The sequence below is a fragment of the Hymenobacter chitinivorans DSM 11115 genome (assembly GCF_002797555.1).
Taxonomy (GTDB): domain Bacteria; phylum Bacteroidota; class Bacteroidia; order Cytophagales; family Hymenobacteraceae; genus Hymenobacter; species Hymenobacter chitinivorans.
Genome location: NZ_PGFA01000001.1, coordinates 1,073,910 through 1,089,994 on the forward strand (window position 1 = coordinate 1,073,910; position 16,085 = coordinate 1,089,994).

Consider the following 16,085-nt stretch of genomic DNA (forward strand, 5'->3'; position numbering starts at 1 on the left):
GGGCGCCGGAGCCAGGTGGGCCAAAATCCGTCAGCACTGGCGCCACCGGGCGGTGACCGGAAATGTATCTGTTTTCAACTTGCTGCGAAACTCAAGTAGCGAGCTGCCAGCACAGTTAGGTCGAATATTTCTTCACAATCAGGCAGGCCACGTGCCCGCCAAAGCCGAAGGTGTTGCTCAGCGCGTAGTCCACGCGCCGGTGCTCGGCGCGGTTCAGGGTCAGGTGCAGGCCCTGGGCAAATTCCGGCTCCACGGTGGTCGTGTTGATGGTGGGCGGAATCACGTCGTCGCGCACGGCCTGCACGCAGGCAATGGCTTCGATGGCTCCGGCTGCGCCCAGCAGGTGGCCGGTCATAGATTTGGTGGCGCTGATGCGCAGCTCCGAGTCCGAACCAAACAGGCGGCGTATGGCCCGCAGCTCGCTCGTGTCGCCCTGGGGGGTGGAAGTGGCGTGGGCGTTGAGGTAGTCAATCTGCTCGGGCTGCAGGCCGGCGTCGTCCAGGGCGGCCTGCATGCCCAGGTAGGCGCCTTCGCCCTCGGGGTGGGTGCCGGTCAGGTGGTAGGCATCGGCGGCCATGCCCCCGCCCACCACTTCGGCCAGGATGGGTGCCCCGCGCCGCCGGGCGTGCTCGTACTCTTCCAACACGAGGGCCCCCGCGCCTTCACCCAGCACAAAGCCGTCCCGGCCCACGTCAAACGGCCGGGAGGCGCCAGTGGGCTCGTCGTTGCGGGTCGACAACGCCCGGGAGGCGTTGAAGCCGCCCACGGCCGTCTCGTTCACGGTTGCTTCCGAGCCCCCGGAAATCAAAATATCGGCCTTGCCCAGGCGCAGGTAGGTAAAGGCGTCAATCAGCGCCGTTGTGGAGGTAGCGCAGGCCGACACCGTGGCGTAATTCAGACCCCGCAGGCCGTACTTGATGGAAATGACCCCAGCGGCGATATCTACGATCATCTTGCTGATAAAGAACGGGTTGAAGCGGGGCGTGCCGTCGCCGCGGGCAAATTCCGTGATTTGCTCCTGCAGCGTGCACAGCCCCCCGATGCCCGAACCCCAAATGACGCCGATACGGTTGCGGTTCAGCCGGTCGAAATCCAGTTGGGCGTGGCGCACGGCTTCCTCCGTCGCGGCCAGGGCGTACTGGGTGAAGAGGTCATACTTGCGCGCTTCGCTGCGCTCCAGGAAGTTGAGTGGGTCAAAGCCTTTAACCTCACAGGCAAAGCGGGTTTTAAACTTGGCCGCGTCGAAGCGGGTGATGGGCGCCGCCCCGCTGACGCCCGCTACTAGGGCCCGGCCAAAGGATTCGGCGGTGTTGCCGAGTGGTGTCACGGCGCCCACTCCGGTAATGACTACGCGTTTTAATTCAGGCATGAAGAAAGTGAGAAGGGAAAAGAATAACAGGAAAAAGCCGTCGGTCAGGACTGGCCCTTAGCAGCGTTCGAGCACCGTCGCAATGCCCTGCCCGCCACCAATGCACTGCGTGGCCAGGGCGTAGCGGCCGCCCGTGCGCCGCAGCAGGCTCGCGGCTTTGCCCGTAATGCGGGCCCCGGTGGCCCCGAGCGGGTGCCCCAGGGCAAGGGCGCCCCCGTCCAGGTTCAGCTTGGCTGGCGCGAGGCCTAGTTCCTGCTGGCAGGCCAGGGCCTGGGCGGCAAACGCCTCGTTGAGCTCTACCACGTCGATGTCGGCCACACCCAGCCCCGCCCGGGCCAGCGCCTTGCCCGTGGCTGGCACCGGGCCCAGGCCCATTACCTCGGGGGCTACGCCCGCCACGGCTACGGCCCGCAGCTGGGCCAGGGGCGTAAGGTTGTGCCGCCGTAAAAACGCCTCGCTCACTACCAGCACGGCCGCCGCCCCGTCCGTCAGCGGCGACGAGGTACCCGCCGTTACGGTTCCGTCGGCGGCAAAGGCAGGCTTGAGCGCCGCCAGACCTTCGAGCGACGTAGCCGGGCGCAGGCAGCCGTCCTGGGTCACGAGGGTGCCGTCGGGCAGCGTCACCGGAAGCAGCTCGTCGGCGAAGGCGTCGGCTGCCGCCACGACGGCTTTGGCTTGGCTGGCGGCAGCAAACTCCTCCTGGGCCTCCCGACTGATATTGTAGCGCCGGGCCACGTTCTCGGCCGTCAGGCCCATGGCGATATACGCTTCCGGGCGCAGCTGCTGCAGGCGCGGGTTGGGCGCGGGGTGGAGGCCGCCCTGGGGTACTTTGGTCATCGATTCCACGCCCAGGCACAGAAAAGCCTCGCCGGCGCCGGTGGCAATGCTGCCGGCCGCCGCGTGTATGCTCGTCATCGAGGAGCCGCAGAAGCGGTTGATGGTGGCCCCGGCCACGTGGTCGGGCAGCCCGGCCAGCAAGGCCACGATGCGGGCCAGGTTGTCGCCCTGCTCGCCCTCGGGGTAGGCGCAGCCCAGTAGCACATCTTCCAGCTCGGCCGGGTCAAAGGCTTGGCGGGCCAGCAGCCCCCGCACCAGCTGGGCGGCCAGCTCGGCCGGCGGCAGAGCCGCAAAAGCGCCTTTGCGGGCAAACTGAAACGGAGTGCGGGCAAAATCCAGCAGGTAAGCATTCATGGGCAGAGAAGTAAGGATGGTAGAAGAAGCGCTTGCGAATGGCTGTTTAACATTTTATACCGTTCGGTATATTGACAGGCAAAAAAAAGTCAGGTCACCAACTGCGTTTCAATGACGTGCTCGAGGTGGTCGAGAGTGGTGTAGAGCGCCTGGGCGTCGCCGGTGGTGTTGGCCAGCAGCACGCCGCCCTCGATGAGGGCCATGAAGACCGTGGCGTAGTGCGCGGCATTGATTTCGGGGCGCAGCTCCCCAGTTTGCTGCCCGGCTTCGATGATACGCACCAGGTTGCCGCGCCAGCCGCGCAGGGTTTCTTCCACGCGCCGCCGCAGGGGGCTGGGCGGGGCATCGTCGACTTCCACGGCCGTGTTGAGAATGGGGCAGCCACCCCGGGCGCGTATTTCGGCGTAGGCGTGCCGGTAGAAGCGCGGCACGGCCAGCAGCTTCTCGCGGGCCGAGGCCGACTTGGCGGCGCTGGCGCGCAGGCCGTTGGTTACGTAGGATAGGTTGTGCTCGAAGGCCGCCAGGGCTACTTCTTCCTTGTTTTCAAAGTTGCCGTAGATGGCGCCCTTGGTCAGGCCGGTGGCCAGGGTCAGGTCGCTCAAAGACGTGCCCGCGTAGCCCTGACGGTTGAAAATCGGGGCAGTTTGCTCGATAATGAACTGGCGGGTGCGCTCGGCTTTGGACATGAGAAAATTGAAATCGGAGCAAATATACCAATCGGTACTAAAACTGCAACAATTCCGGAAAGTTTCGGGTCTGGCCTGGTGCACCAAGCCTTGCCGGTTGTCGGTTACCAAAGCCAAGGAGCCGATTAGCAGCGTCTTCCACGGCAAGCACAGCCGCCGGGTTTGCAGCACTGGCCTAGCTGCTACAATGCGCTAGAACCTGCCTTGCCGGGCGTTGGGGGCAACTAACTGGGCGCGACTGGCGCCTGCGGCGGCTCTGTGGCGGCCAACTGCGCCTGAATTTCCTGGTAAATGGTCCGGGTTTCCGGCACGGGCAGGTCCAGGGCTGCGCCGTAGGAGAGGATGGCGCCGGCAAACAACTCCAGCTCCGTGCGGGCCTTGCCCGCGTGCACGTCCAGCTGCAGGGAAGTAGGGGTGTGGTAGGGGAAGGTGGCGGCTTTTTGGAACGTACGCTCGATGAGGTCGGGGGGCAGGGCAATGCCTTTGGCCTGGGCAATGGCCGCTATTTCCTGCATCAGGCGCCGGGCCCGGGCGTGCAGCACTGGGTTTTCGTGAACCTGACCGATGGATTGGTTGTAGCGGGCCGAGACCAAGCCAAAGCTGGCAATAAAGAAAAACTTGGTCCAGATGGCGGGAAAGGCATCCGTCTGATACTCTAGCTGAATGCCGGCGGCCGTGAGTTGCTTTAGCAGGGGGGTAGGATTGAAGGAAGGATGCTGCGGGTCTTGGCCAACAATGATGCTGCCCGGATTGCCGCGGTGCTCTACCACGCCCGGGCTTTGCAGATGGGACGCCACGTACACGCAGGCCGGCAGGATGATGACCTGCGGCAGTTGCCGCCGGATCCGCTCGTAGATGTCTACGCCGTTCATCAGGGGCAGAATTACGGTGCCGGCCGGCAGCTCGGGACGGAGCTGGCGGCAGAGGTCTTCCAGGTCGTACTCCTTGACGCAGAGCAGCAACAGGTCTACCGTGGGCAGCTCGGCCACCGTGGCCAGCACCTGCGCCGGATGGGCCACGGAATCGGTGTGCTCGGGCGAGAGCAGCGTGAGGCCCTGCCGGCGCACGGCGGCATAGGTGGCCCCGCGGGCAATAAACGTAACCCGAACCGCGGCCGATTCGGCGTAGTATTGAGCCAGCTTGAAGCCAAAATAGCCCCCAACGCCGCCCAGTCCGACGACGGCAAGTTCAAAGGGTTGCTGCTGAAAATTCATGGGACGGGAGGTGGAAGGAAGGTGGAAGGTAAAGACCGGCGTGGCCCGTAGGAAAGGAGAGAGGCAGCGCCGCAGCGTCCGGACCGCAGAGCGAGCTGCTACCGAACGAAAATAGGTTACCGCAGTCAGCATTACTCAGGGTACAAACCTAAGGAGCGAGTTTATGCGCTCCAATGCTAATAGTGCGCCGGTTGATGCGTTTCTTGCATCAATGAACTTGGACCAGATTCGCTACTTTCTACTGCTGGCCGACAAGCTGCACTTCTGGCAGACCGCCGAGCAGCTGCCCCTGAGTCAATCGGCGCTCAGCCGGCACATGCAGCGCCTGGAGGCCGAACTGGGCTTCCGGCTGCTGGAGCGCACCCCGCGGCAGGTGCGCCTGACGGCGGCCGGGCAGCTGCTGCGCACCGAATGGACCAGGCTGCTGCGGGAGCTGGATGCCGTGCACCGGCACGCCCGGCAGGTGAGTACCGGGGAGGTGGGCAGTGTGCGCATTGGTCACATCGGGGCGGCGGCCTACGGGTGGCTGCCGCGGCTGCTGGCCCGCTTTACGGCCCGCTACCCGTTGGTCCACCTCGATTTGCTGGAAGTCAGCGCCACTGAGGCCGAGCACCCGCTGCTGACGTATCAGGTAGACGTGGGCTTTTGGCGGGAGCCGGCCACCAATCCGGCCCTGGTTTCGGAGCCCGTGTTTGTGGAGCCGCTGGCCTTGGTAGTGCCCGAGCAGCACTGGGCGCAGGCCGAAACGTTTACCTCCCTGGCAGCCCTGCGCGACGAGTCCTTCGTGCTGCCGGATTTGAAAGGCTCTTCGGCTTACGTGCAAACCTTGCGCGACCTATTCAGCCAGTACGGGTTTGCGCCCCGGGGCACCGTTACTTCCGATTTTGGCACTACAATGCTGCACCTGGTGGCCGCCGGCCTGGGCGTATCGGTGTTGCCCCTGACGTACGCCAGCAGTCCGCTGCCAGGATTGCGCTTTATCGAGCTGCCCCAGCAGTCGGCCGTGTACTCGGTGTGGCGGCGCGAGGACGACTCGGCCGTGCTGCGGCATTTACTGGAAGAGGCGCGGGCGCAGCCGCCGCAGTAGCACCTCGTGGCAAGCCGGGCCGGGGATTTGCGCAGGTTGGGCGTTGCTAAACGGCTAGGCCCGGCCGGGTAGGTGGACCGCTCGCGCCGAAACTTGTAAGGGGCCAGCGGGTTATTGTCTAGCTTTTCAGTGGCGGCTACTTTTTGGGAGTTAGGCTGCTGAAAAAATCGTTCATACCTCATCCTCGACAGACAGCAACTTGATGAAGTCTACCCTTATGCTCTCGGCCGCTCTGGCCGCTTTGACTATTCCGGCCCTGGCCCAGACGGCGCCTGCCGCGGCCCCTGCGCGCGTGGCCGCCGACCAGATTGCCACCAAAAAAGGCCCGCTGACGCTGCAGCCCATTACCCACGGCAGCGTGGTGCTTACCTGGAACGGGAAGACTATTTACGTGGACCCCTACGGCGGGGCGGCGGCCTACGCCGGCCTGGCCGCCCCCGACGTCATTCTGATTACCGACATTCACGGTGACCACCTCGACCCCAAGACGCTGGTCGGGCTTTCCGTGGGCAAGGCCCTGATGGTGGTGCCCCAGGCCGTGGCCGATAAGCTGCCGGCCGAGTACAAAGCGCAGGTCCGGGTGCTGGGCAACGGGCAGCGGCTCGATACGCTGGGCATGCAGGTGTCGGCCATTCCGATGTACAACCTGCCCGAAGCCCCCGACGCCATGCACACCAAGGGCCGGGGCAATGGCTACGTGCTGAACCTGGGCGGCAAAAACGTGTACCTGTCCGGCGACACCGAGGACATTGCCGAAATGCGCGCCCTGAAGGGTATCGACGTGGCCTTCGTGTGCATGAACCTGCCCTACACCATGGACGTGAACCAAGCGGCCCAGGGCGTGCTGGCCTTCAAACCGGGCATCGTGTACCCCTACCACTACCGGGGGCAGAACGGCCTGAGCGACGTGGAAACCTTCAAGAAAACGGTAAACGCGGCCAACAAGAAAATTGATGTCCGGCTGCGCAACTGGTACGCCGCGGGCCAGTAAGCCCGCCGCCGGGGTGTGCTAACCCGGCCCGGGCTTGTTGATAATGAAGGGGTTGCGGTAAAGCCAGTTACGCTCGGCTTACTGCAACCCCTTCAGCATTCTATAAAAAGCCTCGGCGTAGGTGTCACTGATGGGAATGAGCTGGTCGGCAATCTGAATCCGGTTTTTCTCGATGTGGTCAATTTTGTCGAGGGCCACGAGGAAGGAGCGGTGCACGCGGGCAAAATCCTGGGTGGGCAGCAGCTCTTCCAGCCGGGCAAAGCTGAGCAGCGTCAGGATTTTCTCGTCCCGGGTATGAATCCGTAAATAGTCTTTCATGCCCTCCACAAAGAGAATATCCCGGATAGCCACCTTCTGAATGCGGTGACCCACCTTGAGGAAAATATACTCCGGCCCGGGCTTTGGAGCCTCTTTTTCAGCCTTCGGCGCCGGCGGCCGGCTCTGCTCCTGGTAGAGTCGTAAGACGCCTTTGTAGAACCGCTCGAAGGTGAAGGGCTTGAGCAGGTAGTCCTTCACTTCCAGGTCGTAGGCCCGCAGCGCGTACTGGTCGTAGGCCGTGGTGAGGATAATCAGGGGCTTAGGATTGAGCATCGGAATAAAGCTGAGCCCATCCACATCCGGCAGGTTGATGTCCAGAAACAGCAGGTCGGGCTTATCGGCCCGTAGCTGAGCGGCGGCCTCCAGGGGGCTGGTGTAGGTGCCGCGCAGCTCGAGGAAGGGAACTTTGCGGATGTATTCCTCCAGCATTTCCTGGGCCAGATGCTCGTCCTCAATGATGTAGCAGGTGAGCTTGTCTTTCATGAGCCGGGGAGTGAAGTCCGTGGAGGGTAAGCGTGACGGTAAAAATTAGGCCGGAGTCGTGAATGGCCAGCGTATGCTGGCCAGGGTACAGCAGCGCCAGTCGTTTGCGGACGTTGGGCAGCCCGATGCCCCCGGGTTCTTCCAGCGGGTTGGCCGGTTTTCGCGCTACGGGGTTCTGCACGCGGAAAACCAGGGTATCGGCTTGGACTTGCACTTCTACCCGCAGGGCGCCGGGCTCCAGCCGGGCGGGACTGTGCTTGTAGGCATTTTCCAGCAGGTGAATAAACAGCAAAGGAGCCACGGAGCAGGCTTCGGGGTTGCCGGTTATGTGCAAATCCAGCACCGGACTGGGCTTGTAGCGAAGCTGCTGCAAGCTTACATAATCCCGCACGTAGTCCAGCTCCCGGCTGAGCGGCACCGTGGCCGCATTCGACTCATAAATCATGTAGCGCATCAGGGAGGCCAGCTGCATCACGGCTTCCGGCGCGGCCGGCGCTTGTTTGTAAACCAGCGTATGGATGTTGTTGAGGGTGTTAAAGAGAAAGTGCGGGTTGATCTGCGACTTTAGATAATGCAGTTCGGCCTCCGCGGCCTGTTTTTCCAGCTGCTCTTTCCGGATGGTATTCAGCACCAGATTCTCGGTGACCCGGGCCAGCCAGCTCAGGAAGACAAAGAGGACGACCGAAAACAGGTGCATGCCATAGTACCCAATATCCGGTTCTTTGTGGTAGAACAGCATAAAAGGCAGAGGCCCGGTGAGCACAATTCCGGCCAGCCGGAGCCAATAGCCCCCGTCGCTCCGTTTGCCGGTATACTGCGTCAGGACGTGGAAGTGCGCGTAAAAGACGTACAAGCAAGTGGCAATAAACCCCGCGGTGGTGCTCCGCCAGTGGGTGTCACCTTCACTGCCCAGCTGGAAGGCCACCAGAAAAGTGAGTAAGACCCAGAGGGAGAGGTGAACCAGCCGGAAGATTTTTTTGATTCGCTCCATTGCGCAAAGTTGCGTTTTCCAGCCCTGGCGAAGCCACGGTTTCGACCAGCTGCCAGTCCTGATCTACGAGTCCTGAAATCGAGCCCGCCAGGGTGTTGGTGGCCGCAACGACTGGCTTGGTCGAGTAATTCTGCCCAGTAGCATATCGGGTTTCGGCTTTCAAGTCGGTAACCATTGCTTCGGCCTACCATCGAGCAAGTACGCATCCGGTCAGGTGCGGGGCTTGTCTCGTTTCCGAAGATGAACCGCAGCCAAATCAATAGTCAGGCCCAGCCGCCGCTGGGCCTGAGCATCCGCAACGTCTCGAAACGCTACGCAAACGGCGTGCAGGCGCTGACTAATGTGTCGCTAACCATTCCGCCGGGCATGTACGGGCTGCTGGGCCCCAACGGCGCGGGCAAATCAACGCTGATGCGTACCCTGGCCACGCTGCAGGAACCCGATACCGGACAGCTGTTGCTGGGCGGCATCGACGTGGTGCACCAGAAAGAAGCCGTGCGGCAAACGCTGGGCTACCTGCCCCAGGAGTTTGGGGTGTATCCGAACGCCCGCGCCGAGGAGCTGCTCGACTACTTTGCCGTGCTCAAGGGCCTGACCAACCGGGCCGTGCGCCGCGCCACCACCGAGGCCTTGCTTAGGCAAACCAACCTCTGGGACAAGCGCCGGCAGAAGCTGGGCGGTTATTCCGGCGGCATGCGTCAGCGCTTTGGCGTGGCCGTGGCCCTGCTCGGCAACCCCCAGTTGCTAATAGTGGACGAGCCCACGGCGGGCCTGGATCCGGCCGAGCGGGTGCGCTTTCTTAATCTGCTCAGTGAATTGGGCGAAAACAGCGTAGTAATTCTCTCCACCCACATTGTGGCCGACGTGGCGGAATTGTGCACCACCATGGCCATTATCAACCAGGGCCGGATTCTGCTCGAAGCCCAGCCCCCGGCCGCCGTGGCCGCCCTCCAGGGCCACGTCTGGCGCCAGCTGATTGATAAACACACCCTGCCCGCCCTGGAACGGGAGCACCAGATTATTTCGGCCAAGCTGCTCAGCGGCCGCACCCTAATCCACGTGTACAGCCCCGACCGGCCCGGCCCGGGGTTCGAACCGGTGGAGCCCGACCTGGAGGACGTGTATTTCAGCGCCCTGACGGGCTGCGTTGGCCGGGCTAGGCAGCCGCTGGAGAGGGAGGAGGTAGGGCCATGAAGTTCCGACGGATTTTTGCGCTGGAGTTTCGCTACCAGCTGCGCCGGGTCACTACCTGGCTGTATTTCGGCGCGTTGCTGGCGCTGACTTTTCTGATTGTCGTGGCCAATTATGCCGACGATGCGCGCGACGGGTATTTCTTGCTCAACGCGCCTATCGTGCTGGCAGCCGTTACGGCTATCTGCAGCGTGAAGTGGCTGCTGATTGGCGCCTCCGTGGCGGGCGAGGCGGGCACCCGCGACGTGCAGACGCGGATGCAGATGCTTACCTACGTTGCTCCGGCCAGCAAGGCCGCTTACCTGGGCGGGCGGTTTCTGGCCGCCTTTGCCCTCAGCGTGCTCGTGCTGCTGGCCATTCCAGGGGGCCTGCTGCTGGCCCTGTACGGGGCCGGAATCGAAACCGAGCTGCTCGGGCCATTCCGGCTGGCCGCCTACCTGACGGCTTTTGGCTTTATCGCGCTGCCCAACGCCTTTTTCGCCACGGCTGTTCAGTTCTCGCTGGCCACGCTGAGTCGCCGGGCCCTGACCAGTTATCTGGCCGGGGCAGCCCTGTTTGCGGCCGCCTACCTCTGCTGGCCGCTGCTGGAGCAAGGAGCCAAATGGGGAAATCTGGCCGACCCGATGAGCTTGGGTCCGGTGCTAAGCCATATGGACAACGACTGGAGTCCATTGGAGAAGAATAGCCGCTTAATGCTGCTGGAAGGGCCTTTTCTTGCCAACCGTCTGCTGTGGCTCGGCATTTCACTGGGGCTGTTGGCGTTTACGTATTTCCGGTTTCAGTTTGTTTTACCCGAAACCGCCCGACCACCGAAACCCAGCCAACTGCCACAACCAGTTGCCCCGGCCCGGGTAAGCCTGAGTTGGAGCAGCGGGGTTGCGTTGCCACCGGCCCGGGGCGCATTTGGCCCGGCCACTCAGCTGCGGCAGCTGCGCCTGCTCACCGGGCAAGCCTTCCGGCAACTGGCCCGAAGCAAGGCCGGCTTGCCGCTGCTAGGCGTGCTGGCCCTGCTCGTGGGGCTGACCATTCCCGCTAATCTGGAAGGCCGGGGCGTGCCCCTGCTGCCCCGTACCGACTTTGTGCTGGACTATCTGACCGCGCCGTTGGCGCAGCTGGAGCGTTTCTGGCCCCTCATTGCCCTGCTTACCATTTTCTACGCCGGGGAGCTGGTGTGGCGGGAGCGGGAGGCCGGCCTGAGCGACATTGCCAACGCGGCGCCGGTGCCGGAATGGGTGCTCTTCCTGAGTCGGTTTCTGGCCCTGGCCCTAGTGCTGGTGCTGTGGCTGGCGCTGCTGCTGACGGCCGGCCTGATGGCGCAGGCGGCCATCGGCGGCGCTGTTCCCGAAATCGGACTGTACCTGCAAATTCTTTTCGGGCTGCAGTTGGTTGATTGCCTGCTTTTTGCCTTGCTGGTTCTCTGCGTGCACGTGCTGGTAAATCAGAAGTTTGTGGGGCACTTGGTGGCGCTGCTGGCCTACGCAGGCATTACCTTTGCACCTAGCCTGGGCGTTGAGCACAAGCTACTGGTATACGGCGCCAGTCCGCCCTGGACGTATACCGACCTAGCCGGCTTTGGGCCCACGCTGGCGCCCTGGCTGTGGTTTAAGGGCTACTGGGCGGCGTGGGCGCTGGTGCTGGCCGTGGTGGCGGTGCTGTTCTGGGGCCGGGGCCGGGAGAGTAGCGTGGCGGCCCGGCTGCAGCTGGCCCGGCGGCGCTTCACGGGCTTGGTGGCCTGGGTAGCCGCGGCGGCAGCGGGCGGCGTCTTGGCAACCGGCGGCTTTATTTTCTATAATACCAACGTGCTGCATGAGTACACCAGCGCCTCCGCGGCAACCGCGCGCCGGGCGGCCTACGAACAGCGCTACCGCCGCTACCGGAACGTGCCCCAGCCCGTGCTGACGGGGGTAAACCTGCTGGTGGAAATGTATCCCAAGCAGCGGAAAGTGGACATCCAGGGCACGTATCTGCTGGTCAACAACACCCGGGTACCCATCGACTCGGTGCACCTGGGAACGGGGGCGGGCGTGGAAACCACCGCCATTCACTTCCACCAGCCTGCCCAGGTAGCCCTGGTCGACGAGCCGCTGGGCCACCGCATTTATACCCTATCAAAACCCCTATTGCCTGGGGATTCGCTGCGCCTGCGCTTTCGGGTGAGCTACAAAGCGCAAGGCTTTGCCAACGGCGGCGCCGATGCCCAGATAACTGAAAAAAGCAGCAGCTTCCGGAACATCGAGTGGCTGCCCGTTATTGGGTACGAACCCTACCGGGAGCTGGACGAGGCCGGTGCCCGCCAAGCGTATGGCCTGGCCCCCCGGCCCGCCACGGCCTCGGTCTACGACGAGGCGGCGCGCCGCTACGCCCCGTTTCCCGAGCAAATCCGCTTTGCAGCTACGGTGGGGACGGTGGCGGGCCAGCAGGTAGTAGCACCGGGCACCCTGCGCCGGACCTGGACCCACGCCGGCCGCCGCTACTTTCACTACGCCACGGAGGCCCCCATTCGCAATGAATACACCATTTTCTCGGCCTACTACGCGGGGCAGGAAGGTAAGTGGCGCAACCCGGCGGCCGGGCCGGGGCCGGAGGTTGCCATCCAGATTTTCTATCCGCCGGGCTTGCCGCAAAACCCCGCGCGCATGATCCGGAGCGCTCAGGCGTCGCTGGACTACTACACCCGGCAGTTTGGGCCTTATCCGCACCGGCAGCTCCGCTTCGTGGCCCATCCCAGCTACGACTTCGGCCACCACGCCGCGCCCATCGACATTACGGCGGAGGAAGGCTTTTTCCTGTTGAATCCCAAGGCCGATAAGCGGGGTTTTGACTTAGTAACGGCCGTGGTGGCCCACGAAGTGGCACACCAGTGGTGGGGCAACCAGCTCAAACCCGCTTACGTGGAGGGCGCGGGCCTGATTACCGAAAGCCTGGCCTGGTATTCGGCCCTGGGCGTGCTGGAGGAGCAATACGGACCGGAACACATGCGGCGGCTCTTAGATTTTCTGCGGGAAGAAAACAAAGTTCCGCGCACCCGCGCTGCGCTGCCGCTGCTGCGGGCCGACGACTGGTACCAGAACTACCGCAAAGGCCCCCTGGCGCTGTACGCGCTGAATCAGTATATGGGCCGAAACCGGGTCAACGGGGCACTCCGGCAGCTGCTGGCCAAACACCGCCCCGGCACGCTGCCCCGGCCTACGTCGTTGGACCTCTACCGGGAGCTGCAGGCGGCCGCGCCCGACTCGGTCCAGCCGCTGCTCCACGACCTGTTCGCAGCCAATACTTTCTGGGACCTCGCCGCCGACAATGCCACCGCCAAACAACTCAGAGCGGGCAAATGGCAGGTCACGCTCACCCTGCGGGCCCGCAAGCTAGTCGTGGACAGTGCCGGCACCGAAACGAAGCGGCCCATGCGGGACTGGGTGGAAATCGGCGTTTTTGCGCCCGCCAAAGCCGGAGAGAAGCTCGGTAAGCTGCTCTACCGGCAAAAGCACCGCCTCAAATCCGGGCGGCAGACCATTACGCTGGCCCTGCCCGGCCGGCCCGCTACCGTGGGCGTTGACCCGCGCCAGTTGCTGATTGACTGGAAGCAAACCGATAACTACGCCGTGGTGCAGTCAGAAGAGTAAATCAGGCCCGTACTTCCATTCTTGCAAGCCGAAACTTGCTTGCCGCATCCTGCTCTCAATGAGTTGCTTACTGCCCGGGCTGCAGCCGACCCAGCCACACCCGGAATGTGGCGCCGGCCCCTTCCTGGCTGTCGACCTCGATCCGGCCCCCGTTGGCCTGCACGATGCGGTTGACCAGGTACAGCCCGACTCCGGAGCCGGCCGTGTGCTGGTGCAGGCGGCGAAATAGGTGGAACAGCTCCTCGCCGTACTTGTTGGCGTCGAAGCCCAGGCCGTTGTCTTCCACCACCAGTACCGGCAGCCCGTCGTCCACCCAGACCGAAATGTGAATCCGGGCCGGGCGTTGCGGGTCGGCGTACTTCAGGGAGTTGCTCACCAGATTGAGCAGCACCGTGCGCAGATTGACCCGCGGAAAAGTGACGGTGGGGTAGGCTGCAAAGTCGGTGGTGATGCGGGCCCGGGCGGCCCGCATCTGGGGCTCCAGCAGCGTTAGCACCTCCTCCGTCAGCTCCACCAGTGCCACGGTTTCGGCGGGGGCTTGGCCGGCCTGCTGCGCTTGCCCCAGCGCGGCCAGGTCGTCGATGGTGCTGCCCAGCTGCTGCAGCGCCTGCTGAATCAGGGGCACCAGTACCTGCTCTTCTTCCGGATCAAGAAACCGGATGCTGCGGTAGAGCTCCTCAAACAAGCCGCTCAGGTTGTTGACGGGCTGCTTGAGGTCGTGGGAGGCGGCGTACACGAAGTTGTCCAAATCCTGGTTGGTGCGCGTGAGCTGCTTGTTGAAGCGCTGCAGCTCCTGCTCCGAATGCCGGAGCGCGGCTTCGGCCCGCTTGGCTTCCGTAATATCGAGGACAAACTTGACGCATTCGGTTTCGCTCAGGCGCTTGCCCGCCGACAAGCCCCACCAGTGGGTACCGTCGGGGCGCCGGTACTGCTTCTCCAGGGGCGTACTCTCGCCGGTGCTGCGCAGCTCCTGCAGCGACTGGCGGGTAACGGCACTAAACTCCGGCGTCGTGAGCGTGTCCAGATACACCTGGCTGCTGGCCAGCCGGGCGTGGGCGTAGCCGCTCATGCGCTCAAAGGCCGGGTTGCTGTCGTGAATACAGCCCTGCATGTCGAAGAAAAGGATACCCACCGTGTCGATGGAAAGGGCCTTTTGCAGCCGCTCCTGGCTCCGGCGCAGGGCCTCTTCCACCTGCTTGCGGTCGTGAATATCGACGGAAGAGCCAAACCAACGGGTAATCTGGCCGCTCAACGGGTTCCGAAAAGGCTCGGCCCGCACCAAAAACCAGCGGTAGGAGCCATCGGCGGCCCGAATTCGGTGCTCGACTTCAAAAACGGTGCCGGTGCGGCGCGCTTCCTGGAAAGCTTCCATCGTGTGGGCTGCATCGGCCGGATGCACAAACGCGGTAGCCACCGCGGCGGCCGAACTCAGCTCGTAGGGCACGCCGGTGTAGCGGCTCCACTGCCGGTTGAAAAACTCCGTGCGGCCTTCCCCGTCGGTAATCCAGACGATCTGCGGCACGGCGTCGGCCATAACCCGGAACCGCTCTTCGCTTTCCCGCAACGCAGCTTCGGTGCGGGCCCGCACTACGGCCGCCCAGGTGCGCTCAGCAGTTTCCTCGAGCAAATTCAGCTCGTGGTCGGTCCAGGCGTGGGGGTGGACATAGTGGATAAAGAATACCGCAATGAGCTGCCCGTCTTTGCGCAGCGGCACGTCGACGGTGGCCCCGAGCTGCAGCGCGGCGTAGGCGCCTTTCTCCTGATCGGTGAGCGTCGGGTCGTGGGCAATGTCGGGGCGGACGACGGTGCGGCCGGCGGTAAAGGCCTGCAGCAGCGCCGGCCCGTAGTCGTCGTAGAGGTAGCGCCCCTCGATGCTGGGCACGCCCGGCTGGGTGTAGTTGCACGTGACGACGAGGTGGGCCTGGTCGCCCTGGTCTTCGGCGTAGCCCACCCGGCTGGCGCCCAGGTACTGGCCCAGGGCGCAGGCGGCCTGGTACTGAATATGGGCCGGGTCGGCCAGGGGACGCAGCTGGTCGCTGAGCCGCAGCAGAAAAGCTTGCTGCTGCTCGCGCTGGCGCAGCGCCTCTTCGGCCTGCCGCCGCTGGGAAATGTCGCTGAACAGGATGGCCACCTGGTGCCGTTCCGGCTCGCCCACCCGGAAGGCGTAGACGTCGTACCAGCGGTGCAGCTGCTCGGCGCGCTGCTCGAAGCGCACCGGCTGGCCGCTGAGCGCTACCTGGCCGTAAATGTCGAACCAGTGCTGCTCGTGCAGGGGCTCCAATTCCCGCATGGTGCGCCCGACGGCCTCCTGCAGGCCGGTTTGCCGCTCAAAGGCGGGGTTAACTTCCAAAAAACGGTAATCCACGGGGTGCTGCGCGCCCTCAAACAGCACCTCAATCAGGCAGAAGCCTTGGTCGATGCTCTCAAAAAGGGTGCGGTACCGGGCTTCACTGTCGCGCAAGGCCGCTTCGGTCCCGAGCTTCGGGTCACACCCCTCGGGCGGCTGGGCAGCCTCGGTGAAGCTGAGCAGCAAGCCGCCTCCCACGCGCTGACTGATGACGTGCAGGTGGTGCGGAGTGCCCTCAAGAGCATGAATTACGGCAAAATGACCCGGCTCCCCGGTTTGTAGCGCGTGGTGCAGCGCCGGCCAGCTGCCGTTCGGGCGGCCGTCGGCAAAGAGCTGGGTGAAGGTGCCCGACGGCTGCGCCGGCAGCCGCAGCAGGCGCTGCGCCGCGGGGTTGAGGTAGGTCAGGGCCAGGTCGGCCAGGGTGCCCGCCGGGGCATAAATGGGTGTGCAGAGCACGATGCCGTTCGTGGCCAGGTCGAGCAGAGTCGGCAGCAACGCTTCGGTGGGAAACAGGTCGAAGGCCTGGAACGGGGAGTCAGCGGGCATGGGGGCGCGAAGTGAACCGTGAATATACGCCTCCACCGCACGCGGTGACGC

General features: G+C 63.9%; 11 protein-coding genes. 4 read left to right on the forward strand and 7 right to left on the reverse strand.

Features of this window, described 5'->3' with window-relative positions; translation table 11 throughout:
* Positions 1-115: 115 nt before the first annotated feature.
* The 4 genes from fabF to CLV45_RS04560 form a co-directional block, all read right to left on the reverse strand.
* Positions 116-1,369, reverse strand: coding sequence for a beta-ketoacyl-ACP synthase II (gene fabF, locus CLV45_RS04545; RefSeq protein WP_100335203.1), 1,254 nt, complete (start codon positions 1,367-1,369; stop codon positions 116-118).
* Between the two features lie 57 nt (positions 1,370-1,426).
* The gene (locus CLV45_RS04550) at positions 1,427-2,560 is read right to left on the reverse strand and encodes a thiolase family protein (RefSeq protein ID WP_100335204.1); all 1,134 of its coding nucleotides are present in this window, start codon (positions 2,558-2,560) and stop codon (positions 1,427-1,429) included.
* A gap of 89 nt (positions 2,561-2,649) precedes the next feature.
* The gene (locus tag CLV45_RS04555) at positions 2,650-3,246 is read right to left on the reverse strand and encodes a TetR/AcrR family transcriptional regulator (protein ID WP_100335205.1); all 597 of its coding nucleotides are present in this window, start codon (positions 3,244-3,246) and stop codon (positions 2,650-2,652) included.
* A 224-nt stretch (positions 3,247-3,470) separates the two neighbouring features.
* Positions 3,471-4,460 carry a ketopantoate reductase family protein gene (locus CLV45_RS04560; RefSeq protein ID WP_100335206.1) on the reverse strand — a complete coding sequence of 330 codons (990 nt, stop codon included), beginning with the start codon at positions 4,458-4,460 and terminating at the stop codon, positions 3,471-3,473.
* A 211-nt stretch (positions 4,461-4,671) separates the two neighbouring features.
* Between CLV45_RS04560 and CLV45_RS04565 the strand changes: the two genes are divergently transcribed.
* On the forward strand, positions 4,672-5,547 hold the full coding sequence (locus CLV45_RS04565) for a LysR family transcriptional regulator (RefSeq protein WP_170061808.1): 876 nt from the start codon (positions 4,672-4,674) through the stop codon (positions 5,545-5,547).
* Between the two features lie 202 nt (positions 5,548-5,749).
* The gene (locus CLV45_RS04570) at positions 5,750-6,538 is read left to right on the forward strand and encodes an MBL fold metallo-hydrolase (RefSeq protein ID WP_100335208.1); all 789 of its coding nucleotides are present in this window, start codon (positions 5,750-5,752) and stop codon (positions 6,536-6,538) included.
* A gap of 78 nt (positions 6,539-6,616) precedes the next feature.
* On the opposite strand, the gene CLV45_RS04575 is transcribed toward CLV45_RS04570, so the two are convergent.
* Both CLV45_RS04575 and CLV45_RS04580 read right to left on the reverse strand, forming a co-directional pair.
* The gene (locus tag CLV45_RS04575) at positions 6,617-7,339 is read right to left on the reverse strand and encodes a LytR/AlgR family response regulator transcription factor (RefSeq protein ID WP_100335209.1); all 723 of its coding nucleotides are present in this window, start codon (positions 7,337-7,339) and stop codon (positions 6,617-6,619) included.
* Positions 7,308-8,330: a sensor histidine kinase gene (locus CLV45_RS04580; RefSeq protein ID WP_100335210.1), complete on the reverse strand. Its 1,023-nt coding sequence runs from the start codon at positions 8,328-8,330 to the stop codon at positions 7,308-7,310. Before CLV45_RS04580 ends, CLV45_RS04575 begins: the two co-directional genes overlap by 32 nt.
* Positions 8,331-8,570: 240 nt before the next feature.
* On the opposite strand from CLV45_RS04580, the gene CLV45_RS04585 reads away from it, so the two are divergent.
* Together CLV45_RS04585 and CLV45_RS25435 are read left to right on the forward strand one after the other, a co-directional pair.
* Positions 8,571-9,524 carry an ABC transporter ATP-binding protein gene (locus tag CLV45_RS04585; protein WP_394338476.1) on the forward strand — a complete coding sequence of 318 codons (954 nt, stop codon included), beginning with the start codon at positions 8,571-8,573 and terminating at the stop codon, positions 9,522-9,524.
* Positions 9,521-13,141 carry an ABC transporter permease/M1 family aminopeptidase gene (locus CLV45_RS25435; RefSeq protein ID WP_100335211.1) on the forward strand — a complete coding sequence of 1,207 codons (3,621 nt, stop codon included), beginning with the start codon at positions 9,521-9,523 and terminating at the stop codon, positions 13,139-13,141. The genes CLV45_RS04585 and CLV45_RS25435 overlap by 4 nt, the downstream gene beginning before the upstream one ends.
* A 67-nt stretch (positions 13,142-13,208) precedes the next feature.
* On the opposite strand, the gene CLV45_RS04595 is transcribed toward CLV45_RS25435, so the two are convergent.
* Positions 13,209-16,034, reverse strand: coding sequence for a PAS domain S-box protein (locus CLV45_RS04595; RefSeq protein ID WP_100335212.1), 2,826 nt, complete (start codon positions 16,032-16,034; stop codon positions 13,209-13,211).
* Between the last annotated feature and the right edge of the window lie 51 nt (positions 16,035-16,085).